The 16,865-nt window shown below is 71.2% G+C and carries 19 protein-coding genes; 5 read left to right on the top strand and 14 right to left on the bottom strand.

Annotated elements, in window-relative coordinates:
• Positions 1 to 51 precede the first annotated feature (51 nt).
• From J8N05_RS10140 to tsaB, 4 genes are read right to left on the bottom strand one after another with little or no spacing between them, the layout of a single operon-like run.
• Entirely contained in the window at positions 52 to 306 is a 255-nt protein-coding gene (locus J8N05_RS10140; RefSeq protein WP_210882074.1) for a hypothetical protein, read from the bottom strand.
• On the bottom strand, positions 303 to 1,442 hold the full coding sequence (gene tsaD, locus J8N05_RS10135) for a tRNA (adenosine(37)-N6)-threonylcarbamoyltransferase complex transferase subunit TsaD (protein WP_210882073.1): 1,140 nt from the start codon (positions 1,440 to 1,442) through the stop codon (positions 303 to 305). Before tsaD ends, J8N05_RS10140 begins: the two co-directional genes overlap by 4 nt.
• Positions 1,435 to 1,908, bottom strand: coding sequence for a ribosomal protein S18-alanine N-acetyltransferase (rimI, locus tag J8N05_RS10130; protein WP_210890110.1), 474 nt, complete (start codon positions 1,906 to 1,908; stop codon positions 1,435 to 1,437). Before rimI ends, tsaD begins: the two co-directional genes overlap by 8 nt.
• 20 nt (positions 1,909 to 1,928) lie before the next feature.
• Positions 1,929 to 2,588, bottom strand: coding sequence for a tRNA (adenosine(37)-N6)-threonylcarbamoyltransferase complex dimerization subunit type 1 TsaB (gene tsaB, locus J8N05_RS10125; protein ID WP_210882072.1), 660 nt, complete (start codon positions 2,586 to 2,588; stop codon positions 1,929 to 1,931).
• A gap of 141 nt (positions 2,589 to 2,729) precedes the next feature.
• Between tsaB and J8N05_RS10120 the strand changes: the two genes are divergently transcribed.
• The gene (locus J8N05_RS10120; protein WP_210882071.1) at positions 2,730 to 3,284 is read left to right on the top strand and encodes a hypothetical protein; all 555 of its coding nucleotides are present in this window, start codon (positions 2,730 to 2,732) and stop codon (positions 3,282 to 3,284) included.
• Positions 3,285 to 3,851: 567 nt separating this feature from the next.
• On the opposite strand, the gene tsaE is transcribed toward J8N05_RS10120, so the two are convergent.
• From tsaE to J8N05_RS10095, 5 genes are all read right to left on the bottom strand, one after another.
• Positions 3,852 to 4,379: a tRNA (adenosine(37)-N6)-threonylcarbamoyltransferase complex ATPase subunit type 1 TsaE gene (tsaE, locus tag J8N05_RS10115; protein ID WP_210882070.1), complete on the bottom strand. Its 528-nt coding sequence runs from the start codon at positions 4,377 to 4,379 to the stop codon at positions 3,852 to 3,854.
• Entirely contained in the window at positions 4,345 to 5,595 is a 1,251-nt protein-coding gene (locus J8N05_RS10110) for an alpha/beta fold hydrolase (RefSeq protein WP_210882069.1), read from the bottom strand. The genes tsaE and J8N05_RS10110 overlap by 35 nt, the downstream gene beginning before the upstream one ends.
• A gap of 94 nt (positions 5,596 to 5,689) precedes the next feature.
• Entirely contained in the window at positions 5,690 to 6,829 is a 1,140-nt protein-coding gene (alr, locus tag J8N05_RS10105; protein ID WP_210882068.1) for an alanine racemase, read from the bottom strand.
• A gap of 105 nt (positions 6,830 to 6,934) precedes the next feature.
• A complete protein-coding gene (locus J8N05_RS10100) occupies positions 6,935 to 7,891 on the bottom strand; it encodes a L,D-transpeptidase family protein (protein ID WP_210882067.1) in 957 nt (318 codons plus the stop codon).
• 131 nt (positions 7,892 to 8,022) lie between these two features.
• Positions 8,023 to 9,459, bottom strand: coding sequence for an NAD(P)H-hydrate dehydratase (locus tag J8N05_RS10095; RefSeq protein WP_210882066.1), 1,437 nt, complete (start codon positions 9,457 to 9,459; stop codon positions 8,023 to 8,025).
• A 333-nt stretch (positions 9,460 to 9,792) separates the two neighbouring features.
• Here J8N05_RS10095 and J8N05_RS10090 point away from each other — a divergent pair, with 333 nt between their 5' ends.
• Positions 9,793 to 10,113: a hypothetical protein gene (locus tag J8N05_RS10090; protein WP_210882065.1), complete on the top strand. Its 321-nt coding sequence runs from the start codon at positions 9,793 to 9,795 to the stop codon at positions 10,111 to 10,113.
• Between the two features lie 138 nt (positions 10,114 to 10,251).
• Here the strand turns inward: J8N05_RS10090 and J8N05_RS10085 are convergent, their stop codons facing one another.
• The 3 genes from J8N05_RS10085 to J8N05_RS10075 form a co-directional block, all read right to left on the bottom strand.
• Positions 10,252 to 10,623 carry a holo-ACP synthase gene (locus J8N05_RS10085; protein ID WP_210882064.1) on the bottom strand — a complete coding sequence of 124 codons (372 nt, stop codon included), beginning with the start codon at positions 10,621 to 10,623 and terminating at the stop codon, positions 10,252 to 10,254.
• A gap of 33 nt (positions 10,624 to 10,656) precedes the next feature.
• The gene (locus tag J8N05_RS10080; RefSeq protein WP_247706219.1) at positions 10,657 to 11,586 is read right to left on the bottom strand and encodes a hypothetical protein; all 930 of its coding nucleotides are present in this window, start codon (positions 11,584 to 11,586) and stop codon (positions 10,657 to 10,659) included.
• An 80-nt stretch (positions 11,587 to 11,666) separates the two neighbouring features.
• Positions 11,667 to 12,089, bottom strand: a complete 423-nt coding sequence (locus J8N05_RS10075) for an ATP-binding protein (protein WP_210882063.1) — start codon at positions 12,087 to 12,089, stop codon at positions 11,667 to 11,669.
• Between the two features lie 243 nt (positions 12,090 to 12,332).
• Between J8N05_RS10075 and J8N05_RS10070 the strand changes: the two genes are divergently transcribed.
• Positions 12,333 to 13,163: a helix-turn-helix domain-containing protein gene (locus J8N05_RS10070; protein WP_210882062.1), complete on the top strand. Its 831-nt coding sequence runs from the start codon at positions 12,333 to 12,335 to the stop codon at positions 13,161 to 13,163.
• 8 nt (positions 13,164 to 13,171) lie between these two features.
• The gene (locus J8N05_RS10065; RefSeq protein ID WP_210882061.1) at positions 13,172 to 13,384 is read left to right on the top strand and encodes a DUF397 domain-containing protein; all 213 of its coding nucleotides are present in this window, start codon (positions 13,172 to 13,174) and stop codon (positions 13,382 to 13,384) included.
• Here the strand turns inward: J8N05_RS10065 and glmS are convergent.
• Positions 13,345 to 15,192 carry a glutamine--fructose-6-phosphate transaminase (isomerizing) gene (gene glmS / locus J8N05_RS10060; protein WP_210882060.1) on the bottom strand — a complete coding sequence of 616 codons (1,848 nt, stop codon included), beginning with the start codon at positions 15,190 to 15,192 and terminating at the stop codon, positions 13,345 to 13,347. The genes J8N05_RS10065 and glmS overlap by 40 nt on opposite strands.
• Before the next feature lie 114 nt (positions 15,193 to 15,306).
• Positions 15,307 to 15,471: a hypothetical protein gene (locus J8N05_RS10055; protein ID WP_210882059.1), complete on the bottom strand. Its 165-nt coding sequence runs from the start codon at positions 15,469 to 15,471 to the stop codon at positions 15,307 to 15,309.
• Between the two features lie 267 nt (positions 15,472 to 15,738).
• Between J8N05_RS10055 and coaA the strand changes: the two genes are divergently transcribed.
• Positions 15,739 to 16,728, top strand: coding sequence for a type I pantothenate kinase (gene coaA, locus J8N05_RS10050; RefSeq protein ID WP_210882058.1), 990 nt, complete (start codon positions 15,739 to 15,741; stop codon positions 16,726 to 16,728).
• Positions 16,729 to 16,865: the final 137 nt, after the last annotated feature.

Raw genomic sequence — 16,865 nt, 5'->3', positions numbered from 1 at the left:
GACCAGCCCCCACCGGACCCGCACCCGACGAACACCCCCCGAAGGCACCCCCTACCCCTCGACGGACTCGAACCGCCACCGATGAACGGCCCGAGCAACCAACCCCCCAGCCGGCTCCGGAAGCTCAGGGAGCGAGTCGTCATACGCGGCATCCCACCACGTGATGACAAGCACCCGCTCCCCCGGAGCCCGCAGGACCTCCCGCCGCAGGGGCCGCGCCGGGAGGTCCTGCTCCCGCACCCACGCGAGCAGTTCCTCCCCCCGCCCCTCGGCGGCCCGCGCCTCCCACATCAACGCGACGCTCATGAGTACAGATTGCCCTTGCTGACCTCATGCACATGATCGTGCGAGTGTGAGTGAGAGTGTGAGTGCCCGTCCGCGTGCCCCTGCGCATGGGAACGCCCCGGAACATGCGGATCGGTCACGGGCAACGACGAGTCCGCCGACAGATCCCAGTCGGAGGCGGCCCGCCCCCGAGCCACCATCTCCGCGCCCAGCGCAGCGACCATCGCCCCGTTGTCCGTGCACAGCTTCGGCCGCGGCACCCGCAACGTGATCCCCGCGGCCTCGCACCGCTCCTGCGCGAGCGCCCGCAGCCGCGAGTTGGCCGCGACGCCGCCACCGATCATCAGATGGTCGACGCCCTCGTCACGGCAGGCCCGTACGGCCTTGCGGGTCAGCACGTCCACCACGGCCTCCTGGAAGGACGCGGACACGTCCCGCACGGGCACGTCCTCGCCGGCCGCCCGCTTCGCCTCGATCCACCGGGCCACGGCGGTCTTCAGCCCGGAGAAGGAGAAGTCGTACGCGGCGTCGCGCGGCCCGGTGAGCCCGCGCGGGAAGGCAATGGCACGCGGGTCGCCCTCCTTCGCGTACCGGTCGATGACGGGCCCGCCCGGGAACCCGAGATTCAGAACCCGGGCGATCTTGTCGAACGCCTCGCCCGCCGCGTCGTCGATCGTCGCGCCCATCGGCCGTACGTCACTGGTGATGTCCGAGGACAGCAGCAGCGAGGAGTGGCCGCCGGAGACGAGGAGGGCCATCGTCGGCTCGGGCAGCGGCCCGTGCTCCAGCTGGTCCACACAGATGTGGGACGCCAGATGGTTCACCCCGTACAGCGGCTTCCCCAGCGCGTACGCGTACGCCTTCGCCGCCGAGACCCCGACGAGCAGCGCGCCCGCGAGTCCGGGCCCGGCGGTGACGGAGATGCCGTCGAGGTCGCGCGCGCTGACCCCGGCCTCCTTCAGCGCCCGCTCGATGGTCGGCACCATCGCCTCCAGGTGCGCCCGGGAGGCGACCTCGGGCACGACGCCGCCGAAGCGCGCGTGCTCGTCGACGCTGGAGGCGATCGCGTCCGCGAGGAGGGTCGTACCGCGGACGATGCCGACGCCGGTCTCGTCGCAGGAGGTCTCGATGCCGAGGACGAGAGGTTCGTCAGCCATTGATCTCGGTTCCTTGTACGGAAGTTGACGGGTCGTTGAGGCGCATCACGAGAGCGTCCACGTTCCCCGGCTGGTAGTAGCCGCGCCGGAAGCCGATCGCCTCGAAGCCGAAGCGCTCGTAGAGCTTCTGGGCGCGGATGTTGTCGACCCGGCATTCGAGCAGCACCTCGGTGCACTCGAAGGCGGTCGCGGCCCGCAGCAGTTCGGTCAGGATCAGCGCGCCGAGCCCGGTGCCCCAGTGCTCGCGGGCGACGGCGATGGTCTGTACGTCGCCGGCGTCACCGGCGGCGGCCAGACCGCCGTAGCCGACGATCGCCCCGCCGTCCTCCGCCACGACGTACCGCCGGGTCGCCTCGGGGCCTCGCGCGTGGGCCAGGTCGGACCAGAACATGCCCCGCGACCAGGCGTCCTCGGGGAAGAGGTCCTTCTCCAGCTCCAGTACGGGCTCGATGTCCCACCAGCGCATCTCACGCAGCACCGCGGTCGTCACTTGGGGGTGACCACCTTGTAGTTCTTGGGCACCTGGGCATCGGGCCGGCGCAGATAGAGCGGCCGGGGCGCTTCCAGCTCCTCGCCGGCCGCCAGCCGCTCGGCTGCCAGGGAGGCGAGCGAGGCCGCCGACACGTGCTCGGGTTCGCGGGCGTCCGGGAAGGTGTCGGGGTAGAGCAGCGCGCCCGCGCCCACGGCGGGCAGTCCGCCGATGTCGAGCTCCCCGGGCCGGTCCACGGCGGGTTCGGTGAGCCGCGTACGGGAGTCGGCGTAGCGGGCCCAGTAGACCTCTTTGCGGCGGGCGTCGGTGGCGACGACGAAGGGTCCCTCGATCCCCGCCTCACCGCCGGCGGCGTACGCGAGGCCGTCGAGCGTGCACAGTCCGTACACGGGCACGCCGAGCGCGAGCCCGAACGTGTCGGCGGTCATCAGACCGACTCTGAGCCCGGTGTACGGGCCGGGGCCCACGCCGACGACGACGCCCGTGACGGCATCGAGCCGCAGCCCGGCCTCGGTGAGCACCCGGTCGACGGCCGGCAGGAGCAGTTCCCCGTGCCGACGCGCGTCCACCTGGCTGTGGGCGGCGACGACGGACGTGCCGTCGTGCAGCGCGGCGGTGACGGCGGGGGTGGCGGTATCCAGAGCGAGCAAGAGCACGCGAACAGCCTACGGCGCCCGGACCCGGCGCACGGCCGCCTCAATCCGGCGGGTGGCTGCTGCTAACGTCACACCGTCACAACACGGACAAATACCGTACAAGATCGAAGATCAGAGATCGTACGAGAGGTGGGCACCCAGGTGATTCGGAGCAGCTCGGGATTCGTGGCCGCGCTCACCGCGGTGGCGCTCGCCGTGATCGGCTTCCTCACCTACCAGGCTTCGGCGTACGCGCCGGCCGACCTGTCCGCCTCGCGGGCCGCCGAGTCCTCGCCGGCCACGGCGTCGAAGGCCCCTCGGGACAAGAACCACCCGACGGCCCTGCCCGCCAGTTCCGGCACCGGTCAGCGGGTCGTGTACTCGCTGGACGACGACCGGGTGTGGCTGGTCGACGAGGGCGACAAGGTCAGGCTCACGTTCCGGGTCAGCCCCGGTACGGTCGATCCGCTGCCCGCCCGGTACGTCGTCACGTCACGCTCCGGGACGATCGTCGGCTCCGACGGTGTGGCCGTCGAACACGTGGTCCGCTTCGCCAGCCTGGACGGCATCGCGATCGGCTTCAGCGCGGCGGTGGACGGCTCGGTGACACCCCCCGACCCCGCACGAAAACTGGGCGCGATCCGCGAGCCACGGGGCGCCGGCGCGGCGATGTGGGACTTCGCCACGATCGGCACGAGGGTCACGGTAATCAAGTAACCGACTCAACCCACCCGCATACCCACCCACCCGCCCAAGCCCAGACAGGGGCGCGGGGAACGGCGCAGTCTTTTCGGGGGCGCAGCCCCCAAGGGGCGCGGGGAACGGCGCAATCTTTGCCTTTGGAGGGGCGCAGCCCCTTCAGGGGCGCGGGGAACTGCGCGACCAGCCCCCACCGACCCGCACCCGCGAACGACCCTAGGCCGCCCGCCACCCATCCCGCCCAGCCACCGCAGGCACCGGCACAGGCCCAGACACAGAGCCCGCCGCAGGCGGCGGTGGCGGCGGCACGGACACAGCCCGCACAAACCCACCCACCGCCAACAACTCCCCCACCGACACCGAGCCCCCACCGCCCCCGGAAGGAACACGTTCCGACGCAGACGCAGACATCGCGGCCTCCTGAAGAGCTCCGGCAGCAGACGTGGTTAGGTAGACCTAACCAACTCCTCCGCCCATGTGAACACGCCGAAGCCCCCCGCCGCAACATCTTCCCGACGCCCTGTCGGAATGTTGGGGCGAACGTACAAACCGACCCCCGCCCCAGGGCCCCGGAGCGTCAGCGCCTCAGGCGGAGAGCACACCCAGATCGACCGACCCCCACCGCTCCCCCACCCCGGTCACGGCGACATGCCGCACCTCGTCCGTCGTGTCCCCGACGGCCCGGTGGATCAGCAGTTGCAGCCGGTCGTCCGTCAGCTCCTCGACCTTCCCCTCGCCCCACTCCACGACGATCACGGAGTCGGACAGCGACACGTCGAGGTCGAGGTCCTCCATCTCGTCGAGCCCGCCGCCCAGGCGGTACGCGTCGACGTGGACGAGCGGCGGCCCGCCGGCGAGCGAGGGGTGCACCCGGGCGATCACGAACGTCGGCGAGGTGACCGCGCCCCGGACCCCGAGCCCTTCCCCGAGCCCGCGGGTCAGCGTGGTCTTGCCCGCGCCCAGTTCGCCGGTGAGCATCACGAGATCGCCGGCCCGCAGGAGCTTGGCGAGTCTGCGGCCCAACTCCTTCATCTGCTCGGGCGAGTTGACGACGATCTCCGCGGTCACGCCACCGGGGTCAGCCGGGTTGCGCGGTGCTGCTGGTGCTTCCATAGCCACCAACGGTAGCCCCTGCGGGCACGGCGCCGACGCGGGTGAGCAGGTCGGCGAGCCGGTCTATGACGACCTCCGGATGCTCCAGCATCACGAGGTGTCCGGCGTCCGGCACGAGCACCAGCTCGGCGTCCGGCAACAGGTCGGCGATGGACTCGCTGTGCTCGCTCGGCGTCACGAGGTCCTTGACCCCGGCCAGTACGAGCACGGGCAGTTCGGCGAAGTACGCGAGTGCCTCGGTCTTGTCGTGGTCGGTGAAGGCCGGGTAGAACTCGGCGACCACGTCGATGGGCGTGGCCTCGATCAGCCGCTCCGCGAACCGCGCGACCGCCGGGTCGACGTCACGGGACGCGAACGAGTACCGCTTGATGATCCCCGCGAACAGATCCGCGGTGGCCCGCCGTCCACGCTCCACCAGTTCGGCCCGCTGCCCGAGCGCCTTCAGCACTCCGGGCAGGATCCGCCGCACCGCGTTGACGCCCGCGACGGGCAGCCCGAAGTTGACCTCGCCGAGCCGCCCGGACGACGTACCGACGAGCGCCACGCCGACGACGCGGTCGCGGATCAGGCCGGGGTACTGGTCGGCCAGGGCCATCATCGTCATGCCGCCCATCGAGTGGCCGACGAGCACGAGCGGGCCCTCGGGCGCCGCCGCGTCGATGACGGCCTTCAGGTCCCGGCCCAGCTGGTCGATGGTGACCGGCTCGTCGTCCCGGACCTGGGCCACGCCCCGCCCGGAGCGGCCGTGGCTGCGCTGGTCCCAGTGGACGGTCCGGACGACCCCGCGCAGCGCGGCCCGCTGGAAGTGCCAGGAGTCCTGGCTGAGGCAGTAGCCGTGGCTGAAGACGACGGTGACCGGGGCGGGCGCCTTGCGGCCGAAGAGCCGGCGGCGGCGCGGGGCCAGCGCGGTGTCGGTGCCCACCTCGTCGACCTCGTAGTACAGCTCGGTGCCGTCGTCCGCGGCGGCCTTGCCCGGTGTGCCGCGCAGCGCCCCGTACGGACCGGTCGAGTCGAGGGCGAGCCGCGCCTTCCTGCGCATGCCGCGGCCGACCGTGAGCCGCTCTATGGCGACTCCGGCCGCCGCGCCCGCGGCGACCACGCCTATCGCGGCGCCGGCGATGCCTGCCCTGCGCCAGTTCGCGGGCCCCGTCGCGGAGAGTGCCGAGGCCGCGGCCGTGGCCGCTTCCACCGCTGCCTCCGCGCTGCTCTCGCTCACGAACCGCTCCTCTTCCTCGTCCTCGTCTTCTTACGGGTGCCGTGCAGTGCCGTGCTCCGCACTCATGGGCGCACTCATGCGGATACCCCGCTCGTTACTCGTTCACGTAGACGCGCGGTACGCGGGTTCCGATGCGGGTGACGATCTCGTACGCGATCGTGCCCGCGGCGCGGGCCCAGTCCTCGGCGGTCGGCTCGCCGTGGTCGCCGGGCCCGAAGAGGACGGCCCGCTCGCCGACCGGCGGCTCGTCGCCGCCGAGGTCGACCGCGAACTGGTCCATCGCGACCCGTCCCGCGACCGTCCGCCACTTGCCCCCCACCAGGACGGGCCCGGTGCCGGAGGCGTGCCGCGGGATGCCGTCCGCGTACCCGACGGGCACGAGGCCGAGGGTCGTGTCGCCTGCGGTGACGTAGTGGTGTCCGTAACTGACGCCGTGGCCCGCGGGCACGTGCTTCACCAGCGCGAGCGAGGCCCAGAGCGTCATCACGGGCCGCAGCCCGAGGTCGCCGGAGGTGCCCAGTTCGGGGCTGGGCGAGATGCCGTACGTGGCGATCCCGGTCCGTACGAGATCGAAGTGGGACTCGGGAAGCGTGAGCGTGGCGGGCGAGTTGGCGATGTGCCGCACCTCCGGGCGCAGCCCGGCTCCCTCCGCCTGGGCCAGCATCTCGCGGAAGAGGGTGAGCTGGGCCTGGATGGAGGGGTGCCCCGGTTCGTCGGCGCAGGCGAAGTGCGACCACAGGCCGGTGACGGTGACCAGTCCCTCGGTCTCGGCCCGCCGCGCCTCGGCGACCAGTTCGGCCCAGTCGGCGGGCTGGCAGCCGTTGCGCCCGAGACCGGTGTCGGCCTTGAGCTGTACGCGGGCGGTACGGCCCGCGGCCCGCGCGGCCTCCGCGGCCTCGCGCAGGGCCCACAACCCGCTGATCCCCAGGTCCAGGTCGGCCTCGACGGCCTCCCGCCAGGGCCCGCCCGGCGTCCACAGCCAGCACATGATCCGCCCCTGGAGCCCGGCCGCGCGCAGGGCGAGGGCTTCCTTCGGGGTGGCCGTGCCCAGCCAGGTCGCTCCGGCGTCCAGGGCCGCGCGGGCGCACGGCACGGCCCCGTGTCCGTACGCGTCGGACTTGACCACCGCCATGAGGGCGGCGGCCGGCGCCTGGGCGCGCAGGGTCCGCACATTGGCCCGCAGGGCGGCCAGGTCGATCTCGGCGCGGGCACGCGCGGGTGCTGTCTCAGTCATCGCCGACCAGTGTCTCAGAGGGGTCCGACACCACTCTCGGGTGCCGGGTCCCGACTGCCTCGTCCCGGGTACCGGGTCCCGGCCACCGCTTCCCGTGTGCCGGTCTCAGGTGCCGGGCTTGCGGCCCCACACGTACACGCGGTCGCCCGTGGAGAGCCTGCTCCACAGGGTGCGGGCGTCGGCGAGCCGCATGTTGACGCAGCCCCGCGATCCGGGCGGGCTGTACACGCTGCCGTAGATGGCGTGGAAGGCCTGGCCGCCGCTGAAGAACTGGCTGTACGGCATGGGGGTGTTGTACAGCGTCGACCAGTGGTTCTTGTGCTTCCAGTAGACCTTGAACCAGCCGGTCCTGGTCCGGTATCCGGCCTTGCCGGTACGGACCGGCACGGGCCCGAACACCACCCGCTTCCCCTTCTGCACCCAGACCAGTTGCCGACGGAGGTCGACACAGGCGACGCGACCGGCCCGTACGGGGCATCTCCCGGCCGCGTTCGGCGCCTTCGCGGCGGACAGGAGCCGCATCCGGCCCCAGGTCACGGGCCCGGCGAAACCGCTGTCGGGCCGGATGCCCTGCTTGCTCTGGAAGGCCCGCACGGCCCGGCAGTCCGCCGCCGACTGCTTCCCGTCCTCCTTGAGCCGCAGCCACCGTTCGACCTGCCGCTGGTGGGGCCCGGTCCGCCGGCTGCACGCCGTCACCCCGGCCTCCCGCGCGACGGCCTCGCTCAGCGGTACGTACTCGATCAGCGCGTCGCTCCCCTCGGCGGCGCGCGGCGGCTCGACGGCGTCCTCCGCGGCGGAGGGGGTGTAGACCTGCGGGGCGAGCACCTGGTCGGGGGTGTCCACCTGCCAGGGCTGGTACGGGCCCGGGTGCACGCCGGGGACGAGTTCGCTCTGCGGTGCGGGGGCGCGGGGCGCGCTGGGAGTGCGGGGCGCGCCGGGCGCGGGCGGGGGCGGGGCTGTGGCGGCGGTGGCCCCCGGCCCGGACAGCACGGCGAAGAGGGTGGCGAGGGCGACGAGGGCGGTGGGCTGCGCGGCGGCGGTTCTCCTGCGGATACGGGCCATGTGCTCAGCGAAACCCGGGAGGGTGCCGGGGCGCGGTCAGCCGCGCGGCAGGGTCGCCCGTTGTGGCGCACGCCCGCGTGCACCGGCGTGCGTCTGCGTGCGCCCACGTGCGCCCCGCTCAGTTCATGGCGTCAGGCCGTCGTGACATCCCGCCAGGCCTCGCGTACCGCCTCGGCGACGTCGTGCGCCCCCACGGGTGCGCCGTCCGCGGCGAGTCGCCCGGCCAGTCCGTGCAGGTACGCGCCCACGCTGCCGGCGTCCCGCGCGTCGAGCCCGGCGGCGAGGAGGGACCCGGTCAGCCCGGACAGCACGTCGCCGCTGCCCGCGGTGGCGAGCCAGCCGGTGCCGGTGGAGTTCACGCGCACGGCTCCGCCGCCCGGGGAGGCGACGAGGGTGGTGGACCCCTTCAGCAGGACGGTGGCTCCGTACCGCTCGGCGAGTTTCCGTACGGACGCCAGCCGGGCGCTCTCGACCTCCTCGCGCGGGACGCCGAGCAGTGCGGCGGCCTCTCCGGCGTGCGGGGTGAGCAGGGTGGGCGCCCGCCGGGCCCGTACGGCGTCGCGGTCGGCGAGCCGCAGCCCGTCGGCGTCGACGAGTACGGGCACGTCCGCCTTGAGCACGGCCGCGACGGCGTCGGCGTCGTCACCGGCGCCGGGGCCGACGACCCAGGCCTGGACGCGCCCGGCCTGCTCCGGCGAACCGGTGGACACGAGCGTCTCGGGGAACCGTGCGATGACCGCGTCGCCCGCGGGCCCGACGTACCGTACGGCTCCGGCGCCGCCGCGCAGGGCGCCGGAGACGGCGAGCACGGCCGCGCCCGGATAGCGGGAGGACCCGGCGGCGATGCCCACGACGCCTCGCCGGTACTTGTCGCTCTCGGCGCCGGGTACGGGCAGCAGCGCGGCGACGTCGGCGTGCTGGAGCGCCTGGAGTTCGGCCTCGCCGGGGAGCGCGAGGCCGATGTCGACGAGCCGTACGGACCCGGCGTACTCCCTCGCCGGGTCCACGAGCAGCCCCGGCTTGTGCGTCCCGAAGGTGACGGTCAGATCGGCGCGTACGGCGGCTCCGCGGACCTCGCCGGTGTCGGCCTCGACGCCGCTGGGCAGGTCGACGGCGACGACGGCGGCGCGGATCTCGCCCAGTACGTCGAGGAGCGGGGCGGCGTCGGGGCGGAGCCCGCCCTTGCCGCCGATCCCGACGATGCCGTCGACGACGAGATCGGCGCGCCGGAGCGGTTCCTCCGCGGCCTCGGCCCCTTCGACCACCCGGCCGCCGGCGCGGCGCAGGGCGGCGAGGCCGCCGGGGTGGGTGCGGTCGGGGGTGAGCAGGACGGCGACGACGCCGGCGCCGCGCCTGGCGAGGCGGGCACCGGCGTACAGGGCGTCGCCCCCGTTGTCCCCGCTGCCGACGAGCAGCACGACGCGGCGGCCGTAGACCCGCCCGAGCAACTCGGCACACGCGGCGGTGAGCCCGGCCACGGCGCGCTGCATCAGTGCCCCGTCCGGCAGCCGCGCCATCAGCTCCTGCTCGGCGGCCCGGACCGTCTCCACGCTGTAAGCGGTACGCATGGTTTCGAGTCTCCCCTACGCCGTCCTTTTCGGCTGGGGGCCGGTGGGGGCTGGTCGCGCAGTTCCCCGCGCCCCTGGGTGGGTGGGGGCGGGGGTTTCGTCCTCCGGGTTCGGGGGCGTGTCGGGACATGCGTCCGCAGCCGGAAACGTACGGGTGTCCCACCTGAGGGATCGGTGGGTGGGAGTCGTCGTACGCTGCGGCCGCACATCCCGCCACGCCCCCTCGGGCCGCGGGACAGCACGCAACCGCGCGCCTCCGTAAGTCATCTAACCCGGTGAATCCGCGAGCCTGCCGATCGGACAGACGTCGGCACTGATCGGAAGGTCGTCCGCATGAGCGATGTCCTCGCGATTGCCATAGCCACCACGGTCGTGGTCCTGATCGCCGGCGCCGTGACCTACCCGATCGCCCGGCTCGACCTCACCCCGACGGGAGCGCTGCTGGCCACCGGCGGCGCGGTGGTGGCCGTGGGCGCGGGCTGGCTACTGACGCTCTTCCACGCATTACTGGGCTTCACGGTGGCCCTGATCATCTACTTGGCAACACGCAACCGCCTACCAACCACAAAAGCAATGCTGACAGCAGGCGCCACCTACGCAGCAACCACGGCACTGTCCGTAGCGGCCCTGATGGTGGCTTTGAGCGGCATGTAGGCGACAGCGTCCAAAGGGGGCGGGTCCTTCAGGGGCGCGGGGAACGGCGCAGTCTTTTGCCTTTCGCCCTGAAGGGGCGCGGGGAACGGCGCGACCAGCCACAACCCACCCGCAGACGAACACCACCCCGCGGAGCGGCTACCCCTCCGCGATCACCACCGCGGACGCCACCCCCGCATCATGGCTGAGCGATACGTGCCAAGACCGCACCCCCAACTCCGCCGCCCGCGCAGCAACGGTCCCCGTGACCCGAAGCCGAGGCTGCCCACTCTCCTCGACATACACCTCGGCATCGGTCCACCGCAGCCCCCCGGGCGCCCCCAACGCCTTGGCCAGCGCCTCCTTCGCGGCGAAGCGAGCGGCAAGAGAGGCAACTCCCCGCCGCTCCCCACTGCCCAGCAGCAGCTCGCTCTCCAGGAACAGCCGCTCGGCCATCCCCGGCGTCCGCTCCAACGACGTAGCGAACCGCTCGATCTCGGCCACATCAATACCGACCCCGATGATGCTCATCAGGGCACCCTATGGCCCGCCCGGCTACTTCAGTCAGCCTTGTCCTGGAGTGCTCGGCGGGACCTCCAGGTCCTCGGTGAACAGATCCTCGACGCGCTCGACCGTACGAGAACGCTGCAGCCAGGCGTCCATCTGGCCGAGGTCGATGCAGGTGGTGATGCGCTCGCGCACGCTTTCCGGTACGGGGATGCCACGTACCTCAAGCACGGACAGAATCCCCTTGGCCTCGCCCTCCGCCTTACCTTCTGCCTTGCCTTCCAGGTAAGCCGTCTCGCGGACGGTCCCCCTGCCCGGGAAGTAGCTGACGAACGACATGTCTTTCCTCCATTGATCTCCGGCTGGGGAGTTCCCCAGGGTGATGTCCAGGAACTCGGCGAAATACCCGGCGGTTACGGGGTCCGTTTGGTGAAGTTCCTGAACGGCGCGGGCGATCGCCTTCAGTATGGCGCTGCCCTGTGGACCGCTGGCGTGTGCCACGGCTGAGAGCACGGACAGCGCGAGGTTCTTCGACGCGGTTCTCGCGTCAGTGATCACCGGCAGGTTGTCCGGCCCGGCGACCAGCGGATACGTCCGCTGCGCGGTCCAGCCGCGCGTGCCGCAGTCGAAGGGGCCGACCGCCCACTTGGCCGTGGCCCTGTCCTGGCAGACCACCACGAGCAGCACGGGCAGACCGAACTTCGACTGCAGGTACGCGACGTAGTACGCCCAACTCGCGGCCTTCTCCTTGTTCTTGCCCGACTGCGACTCGATCGCGAGCAGGAAGTCCTCGCCGTCGGACGGCCCAATGCGCAGCACGGTGTCCACGCGGCGTTCCAGCGGCCGGGCTTCCGTAACGTCCGTGGTGACGGCGTCCACGGTCGCCTTCGCGGCGAACGGGACACCCAGCACCCCGAAAACGGGCCCCAGGATCTCGGGCCGCTCCTGGAAGATCCGGTGCATGCCCTCGTGAGCTGATGTGACCATGTGTCAAACCTTGATGGAGTAAAAGGCTGAAGATCCAGACAATTGAGCTGCGTTCACTCATTCGAGCTGCGATGAAACGTTCACGCCGTAGAGGCCAGCTCGCACCACACGTACTTGCCGCCGTTGCCGTTGGTCGTCAGGGGGTGCCAGCCCCAGGTGTCGGCGCAGGACTTGACCAGGGCGAGGCCGCGACCCTCCTCCGAGAGGTCGAGCAAGTCGCCCGTCGAGCACGGCGGTTCCGGCGGGCCGGGGTCCGCGTCCCAGGCGCCGATCCGAAGTACGCCGGCCGCCCAGCGCACGCGGAGGGCGGCGGGGCCCTTGGTGTGGCGTACGGCGTTGCTCACCAGCTCGGCGGCGAGGAGTTCGGCCACGTCGACGTGCCGGATCAGGCCGTGCATGGTGAGGATCAGCCGGAGGGTACGGCGGCTCACCGTGACCGCTCTGAGGTCGTTGGGGATGTAGAGGGAGTACTCCCACGGCACGTCGGTCTCGATTCCAGGCATGCGTCAACTCCGTTTCAGTGGTGGGGTTTCGGAGATCTGCGGCCGATCACGGGCGGTGGGCATGCCTCAGCCGTCCCGGCAGGACGGAGTGGTGCGCTTCCGGAGCCCCGCACGTCTCGCAGAGTGTGCGTTGCATCACTGACGGTATATCTAAATTTAGAGATGCAGCAAGCGAGTCGCGTAACCTGACACCGAACGGGTCACGCTCGTAGGCGCGTTGAACTTGAGGAGTGGTCGAGAGCTTTGAGGCGCGAACCAACGGCACGCCAGCTGCGCCTGGCCACCGAACTGCGCAGACTGCGCGAGGCCGCAGGCCTCAACTCCCGCGAGGCGGCGGCACTGCTCGGAGTGAGCCCGGCCCAGATCACCCACATCGAGTCCGGCCTGGCGGGCGTGAGCGAGAAACGCCTCCGCCGCCTCGCGTCCCACTACGCGTGCACGGACACGGAGTTCATCGACGCCCTGGTCGCGATGGCCACGGATCGGACACAGGGGTGGTGGGAGGAGTACCGGGGCCTACTGCCCACGTCGTTCCTGGACCTCGCCGAGTTGGAGCACCACGCCGGATTCCAACGCCATGTGGCCATCCTGTACGTGCCAGGGCTGCTCCAGACGGAGGATTACGCACGCGCTGTCTTCGCCTCCAGGCTGCCCGAACTCACCGATGAGGAAGTGGAGTTGCGCATTCGCCACCGGATGGCACGCCAGGAGATCCGCGTCCCGTACGAAGTGGTGCTTCACGAGGCGGCACTGCGGATCCGGGTCGATGACCGCGCCACCTCGAAGGCACAACTCGCCCAACTGCTCACGCTTTCCGAAGCGGACCACATCACCTTGCGAGTCATCCCCTTCGACCTGGACGGCTTCGCCAAGGCGTCCAGCACGATGACGTACGTCGGCGGGCCCCTGCCCAAGCTGGACACCGTGGTGCGCGACGCACCGCACGGCTCGGTCTTCATTGACGCCGATGCGCAGCTCAACACCTACCGAACGAGCTTCCGTACAGTGGAAGCCTCTTCGCTCGCCTCCGAACAGTCGCGCGAGTTCATCCACAAGCTGACGAAAGAGCTATGAGGCATCCCATGGACAACTGGCGGAAGTCCTCCTACTCGGGCGAGGGCGACGGCAACGAGTGCGTGGAGGTCGCAACCACCCCCACCCACATAGCCGTCCGCGACTCAAAGACCCCGGCCGACGGCACCCTCACCTTCACGGCCGGAGCCTTCACCCCCTTCGTCGAAGCCCTCGCGCAGCGCTATTCCACCGTCACCGACTTCGCCAAGTTGCGCGGCTGATCCACCTCGTTGCCGCGGGCGGTCGCCAGTTCGCAGGCGAAGACCTGCAACGGCACCGTCGCGACCAGCGGCTGCAACAGCACCGGCGTCGCGGGGATGCGGATCAGGTGGTCCGCGTACGGGACCACCGTCTCGTCCCCCTCCTCCGCGATCACGATCGTCCGCGCACCCCGCGCCCGGATCTCCTGGATGTTGGAGACGATCTTGTCGTGCAGCACCGAGCGCCCCTTCGGCGACGGCACCACCACGACCACCGGCAGGTCGTCCTCGATCAGAGCGATCGGCCCGTGCTTCAGCTCGCCCGCCGCGAAGCCCTCGGCGTGCATGTAGGCGAGTTCCTTGAGCTTGAGCGCGCCCTCCAGGGCGACCGGGTAGCCCACGTGCCGGCCCAGGAACAGCACGGTGTTCTTCGAGGCCAGGGAGCGCGCCAACTCCCGTACCGGCTCCATCGTCTCCAGGACCTGTTCGACCTCCTCGGAGATCCGGGACAGGTCGCGTACGACGGCCCGGATCTCGTCGCCCCACTTCGTGCCGCGCACCTGCCCCAGGTACAGGGCGACCAGGTAGCAGGCCACGAGCTGCGTCAGGAACGCCTTCGTGGAGGCGACCGCCACCTCGGGCCCAGCGTGCGTGTAGAGCACCGCGTCCGACTCGCGCGGGATCGTCGAACCGTTCGTGTTGCAGACGGCCAGGACCTTCGCCCCCTGCTCCCGCGCGTGCCGCAGCGCCATCAGCGTGTCCATGGTCTCCCCGGACTGCGAGATCGCGATGACCAGCGTCCGCGCGTCCAGGATCGGGTCCCGGTACCGGAACTCGCTCGCCAGCTCCACCTCGCACGGGATCCGCGTCCAGTGCTCGATGGCGTACTTGGCGATGAGCCCGGCGTGGAAGGCGGTCCCGCAGGCCACCACGACGACCTTGTCGACCTCCCGCAGCGCCCCGGGCGCGATGCGCACCTCGTCGAGCGTCAGCGAACCGCTCGCGTCGATACGGCCGAGCAGCGTGTCGGCGACCGCCTTCGGCTGCTCGGCGATCTCCTTGAGCATGAAGTAGTCGTAGCCGCCCTTCTCGGCGGCGGACACGTCCCAGTCGACGTGGTACGAGCGGGTCTCGGCCGGCGATCCGTCGAACCCGGTGACGTGCACGCCGTCGCGCCGCAGTTCGACGACCTGGTCCTGCCCCAGCTCGATCGCGGACCGGGTGTGCGCGATGAACGCGGCGACGTCCGAGGCGAGGAAGGCCTCGCCCTCCCCGACGCCCACGACGAGCGGCGAGTTGCGCCGGGCGCCGACCACCACGTCCGGCTCATCGGCGTGCGCGGCCACCAGCGTGAAGGCCCCTTCGAGCCGCCGGCACACCAGCCGCATGGACTCGGCGAGGTCGGCGCACGCGGAGAACTCCTCGGCGAGGAGGTGCGCGACGACTTCGGTGTCCGTCTCGGAGGAGAGCGCGTGTCCCCGCTCGGTCAGCTCGGCCCGCAGCTCGGCGAAGTTCTCGATGATGCCGTTGTGGACGACCGCGACCCGTCCCGCGTTGTCGAGATGCGGATGCGCGTTCGCGTCCGTAGGGCCGCCGTGCGTGGCCCAGCGGGTGTGCCCGATCCCCGTGGAACCGGCCGGCAACGGCCGCTCCACCAGCTCCTTCTCCAGATTGGCGAGCTTGCCGGCCTTCTTCGCCGCGGCCATCCCGCCGTCGGCGAGCACCGCGATGCCCGCCGAGTCGTACCCCCGGTACTCCAGCCGCTTCAGTCCGGCGACCACGACATCGAGCGCCGACTGCGACCCCACGTATCCCACGATTCCGCACATGACGGCAGCCTAGGGGCCGACCGGCGCCCGGCGGAGGCACCGCGTGCCCGATATCGGAAATTGCCGAGCCACGGGCCGAGCCACGGGCGGGTCGCGGGCCGGGCCGTTCGCCGGTTACTGCTCCCCGCGCTCGATCCGGTCGATCGCGTCCTGCACCATCCCGAGATACTCGACCTCCTCGCAGCGCGGTTTGCTGCCCATCCGGTAGAGGTCGATGCAGTCGTAGAGGTACTCCCCCAGGTCCTCGTCCGGCAGATCGACGGCCAGTTCACTGCACACCTGACCGGCCACATCTACCGGACCGGGACCGGGTCTGCGCCCGGTTCTTGTGAGCCCGGCTCTTGTGCCCACCAGGCCACGCACTCGGAAACGTACGGTCATGACGACCATCCCCACCACCGGCGTCCCGGAAGGCGGCTCGCTCCCGGGTGGGCGGCACGCTATGCCCATGCGCCCCACCGGTCCAGGGTTCGGACGCGCCCGAACACAGGCACGGCGTGACGGACTCCACCCGACGGTTCGTTCAAACTCCCGTAACAATGGACTGTGATCTCATCGGTCTCCTCGTTGCCGCGGAGCGCCCACCGGCCCAGGCCGGAGGCGACTCCCTACGTCGACCTCACCCGTGCCCAGTGGAGCGCGCTGCGTGAGAAGACACCTCTTCCGCTGACCGCCGAGGAGGTGGAGAGACTGCGGGGTCTCGGCGATGTCATCGACCTCGACGAGGTACGGGACATCTATCTGCCGCTGTCCCGGCTCCTCAATCTCTACGTGGGCGCGACCGACGGCCTGCGCGGCGCCCTGAACACCTTCCTCGGCGAGAAGGGGTCGCAGTCCGGTACGCCGTTCGTGATAGGCGTGGCGGGTTCGGTCGCCGTCGGCAAGTCCACCGTCGCCCGCCTGCTGCAGGCCCTGCTGTCCCGCTGGCCGGAGCATCCGCGGGTCGAGCGGGTCACCACGGACGGTTTCCTGCTGCCCACGAAGGAACTGCAGGCGCGCGGGCTGATGTCCAGGAAGGGGTTCCCGGAGTCGTACGACCGCCGGGCGCTGACCCGGTTCGTCGCCGACATCAAGGCGGGCAAGGACGAGGTGACGGCCCCGGTCTACTCCCACCTCATCTACGACATCGTCCCCGACGAGCGACTCACCGTCCGCCGCCCCGACATCCTGATCGTCGAGGGCCTGAACGTCCTGCAGCCCGCCCTCCCCGGCAAGGACGGCCGCACCCGCGTCGGCCTCGCCGACTACTTCGACTTCAGCGTGTACGTGGACGCGCGGGAGGAGGACATCGAGCGCTGGTACCTGAACCGCTTCCGCCGGCTGCGCGAGACGGCGTTCCAGAACCCGTCCTCGTACTTCCGCAAGTACACCCAGGTCTCCGAGGAGGAGGCCCTCGACTACGCCCGCACGACCTGGCGAACGGTCAACAAGGTCAACCTCCTGGAGAACGTGGCCCCCACCCGAGGCCGAGCCACCCTGGTGGTCCGCAAAGGCCAGGACCACAAGGTCCAGAAGCTGAGCCTAAGAAAACTCTGAACAGCCGATTCAGGGGCGCGGGGAACGGCGCAGTCTTTTGCCCTTAGGGGCGCGGGGAACTGCGCGACCAGCCACAACGCACCCGCACCCCGCAACGAACCCCAAGCCCCCACCCCGGGCCCGGGGCCCAGAACAAG

The sequence above is a fragment of the Streptomyces liliiviolaceus genome (assembly GCF_018070025.1).
GTDB lineage: Bacteria > Actinomycetota > Actinomycetes > Streptomycetales > Streptomycetaceae > Streptomyces > Streptomyces liliiviolaceus.
This window is presented reverse-complemented; position numbering and strand designations above follow the sequence as displayed.

What these genes read in the sequence shown, in the direction of transcription:
- J8N05_RS10140 (WP_210882074.1), bottom strand. Translation starts at nt 306, where the DNA reads ATGAGCGTCGCGTTGATGTGGGAGGCGCGGGCCGCCGAGGGGCGGGGG.
- tsaD (WP_210882073.1), bottom strand. Translation starts at nt 1,442, where the DNA reads ATGGCTGACGAACCTCTCGTCCTCGGCATCGAGACCTCCTGCGACGAG.
- rimI (WP_210890110.1), bottom strand. Translation starts at nt 1,908, where the DNA reads ATGCGCTGGTGGGACATCGAGCCCGTACTGGAGCTGGAGAAGGACCTC.
- tsaE (WP_210882070.1), bottom strand. Translation starts at nt 4,379, where the DNA reads ATGGAAGCACCAGCAGCACCGCGCAACCCGGCTGACCCCGGTGGCGTG.
- alr (WP_210882068.1), bottom strand. Translation starts at nt 6,829, where the DNA reads ATGACTGAGACAGCACCCGCGCGTGCCCGCGCCGAGATCGACCTGGCC.
- J8N05_RS10100 (WP_210882067.1), bottom strand. Translation starts at nt 7,891, where the DNA reads ATGGCCCGTATCCGCAGGAGAACCGCCGCCGCGCAGCCCACCGCCCTC.
- J8N05_RS10095 (WP_210882066.1), bottom strand. Translation starts at nt 9,459, where the DNA reads ATGCGTACCGCTTACAGCGTGGAGACGGTCCGGGCCGCCGAGCAGGAG.
- J8N05_RS10090 (WP_210882065.1), top strand. Translation starts at nt 9,793, where the DNA reads ATGAGCGATGTCCTCGCGATTGCCATAGCCACCACGGTCGTGGTCCTG.
- J8N05_RS10085 (WP_210882064.1), bottom strand. Translation starts at nt 10,623, where the DNA reads ATGAGCATCATCGGGGTCGGTATTGATGTGGCCGAGATCGAGCGGTTC.
- J8N05_RS10080 (WP_247706219.1), bottom strand. Translation starts at nt 11,586, where the DNA reads ATGGTCACATCAGCTCACGAGGGCATGCACCGGATCTTCCAGGAGCGG.
- J8N05_RS10075 (WP_210882063.1), bottom strand. Translation starts at nt 12,089, where the DNA reads ATGCCTGGAATCGAGACCGACGTGCCGTGGGAGTACTCCCTCTACATC.
- J8N05_RS10065 (WP_210882061.1), top strand. Translation starts at nt 13,172, where the DNA reads ATGGACAACTGGCGGAAGTCCTCCTACTCGGGCGAGGGCGACGGCAAC.
- glmS (WP_210882060.1), bottom strand. Translation starts at nt 15,192, where the DNA reads ATGTGCGGAATCGTGGGATACGTGGGGTCGCAGTCGGCGCTCGATGTC.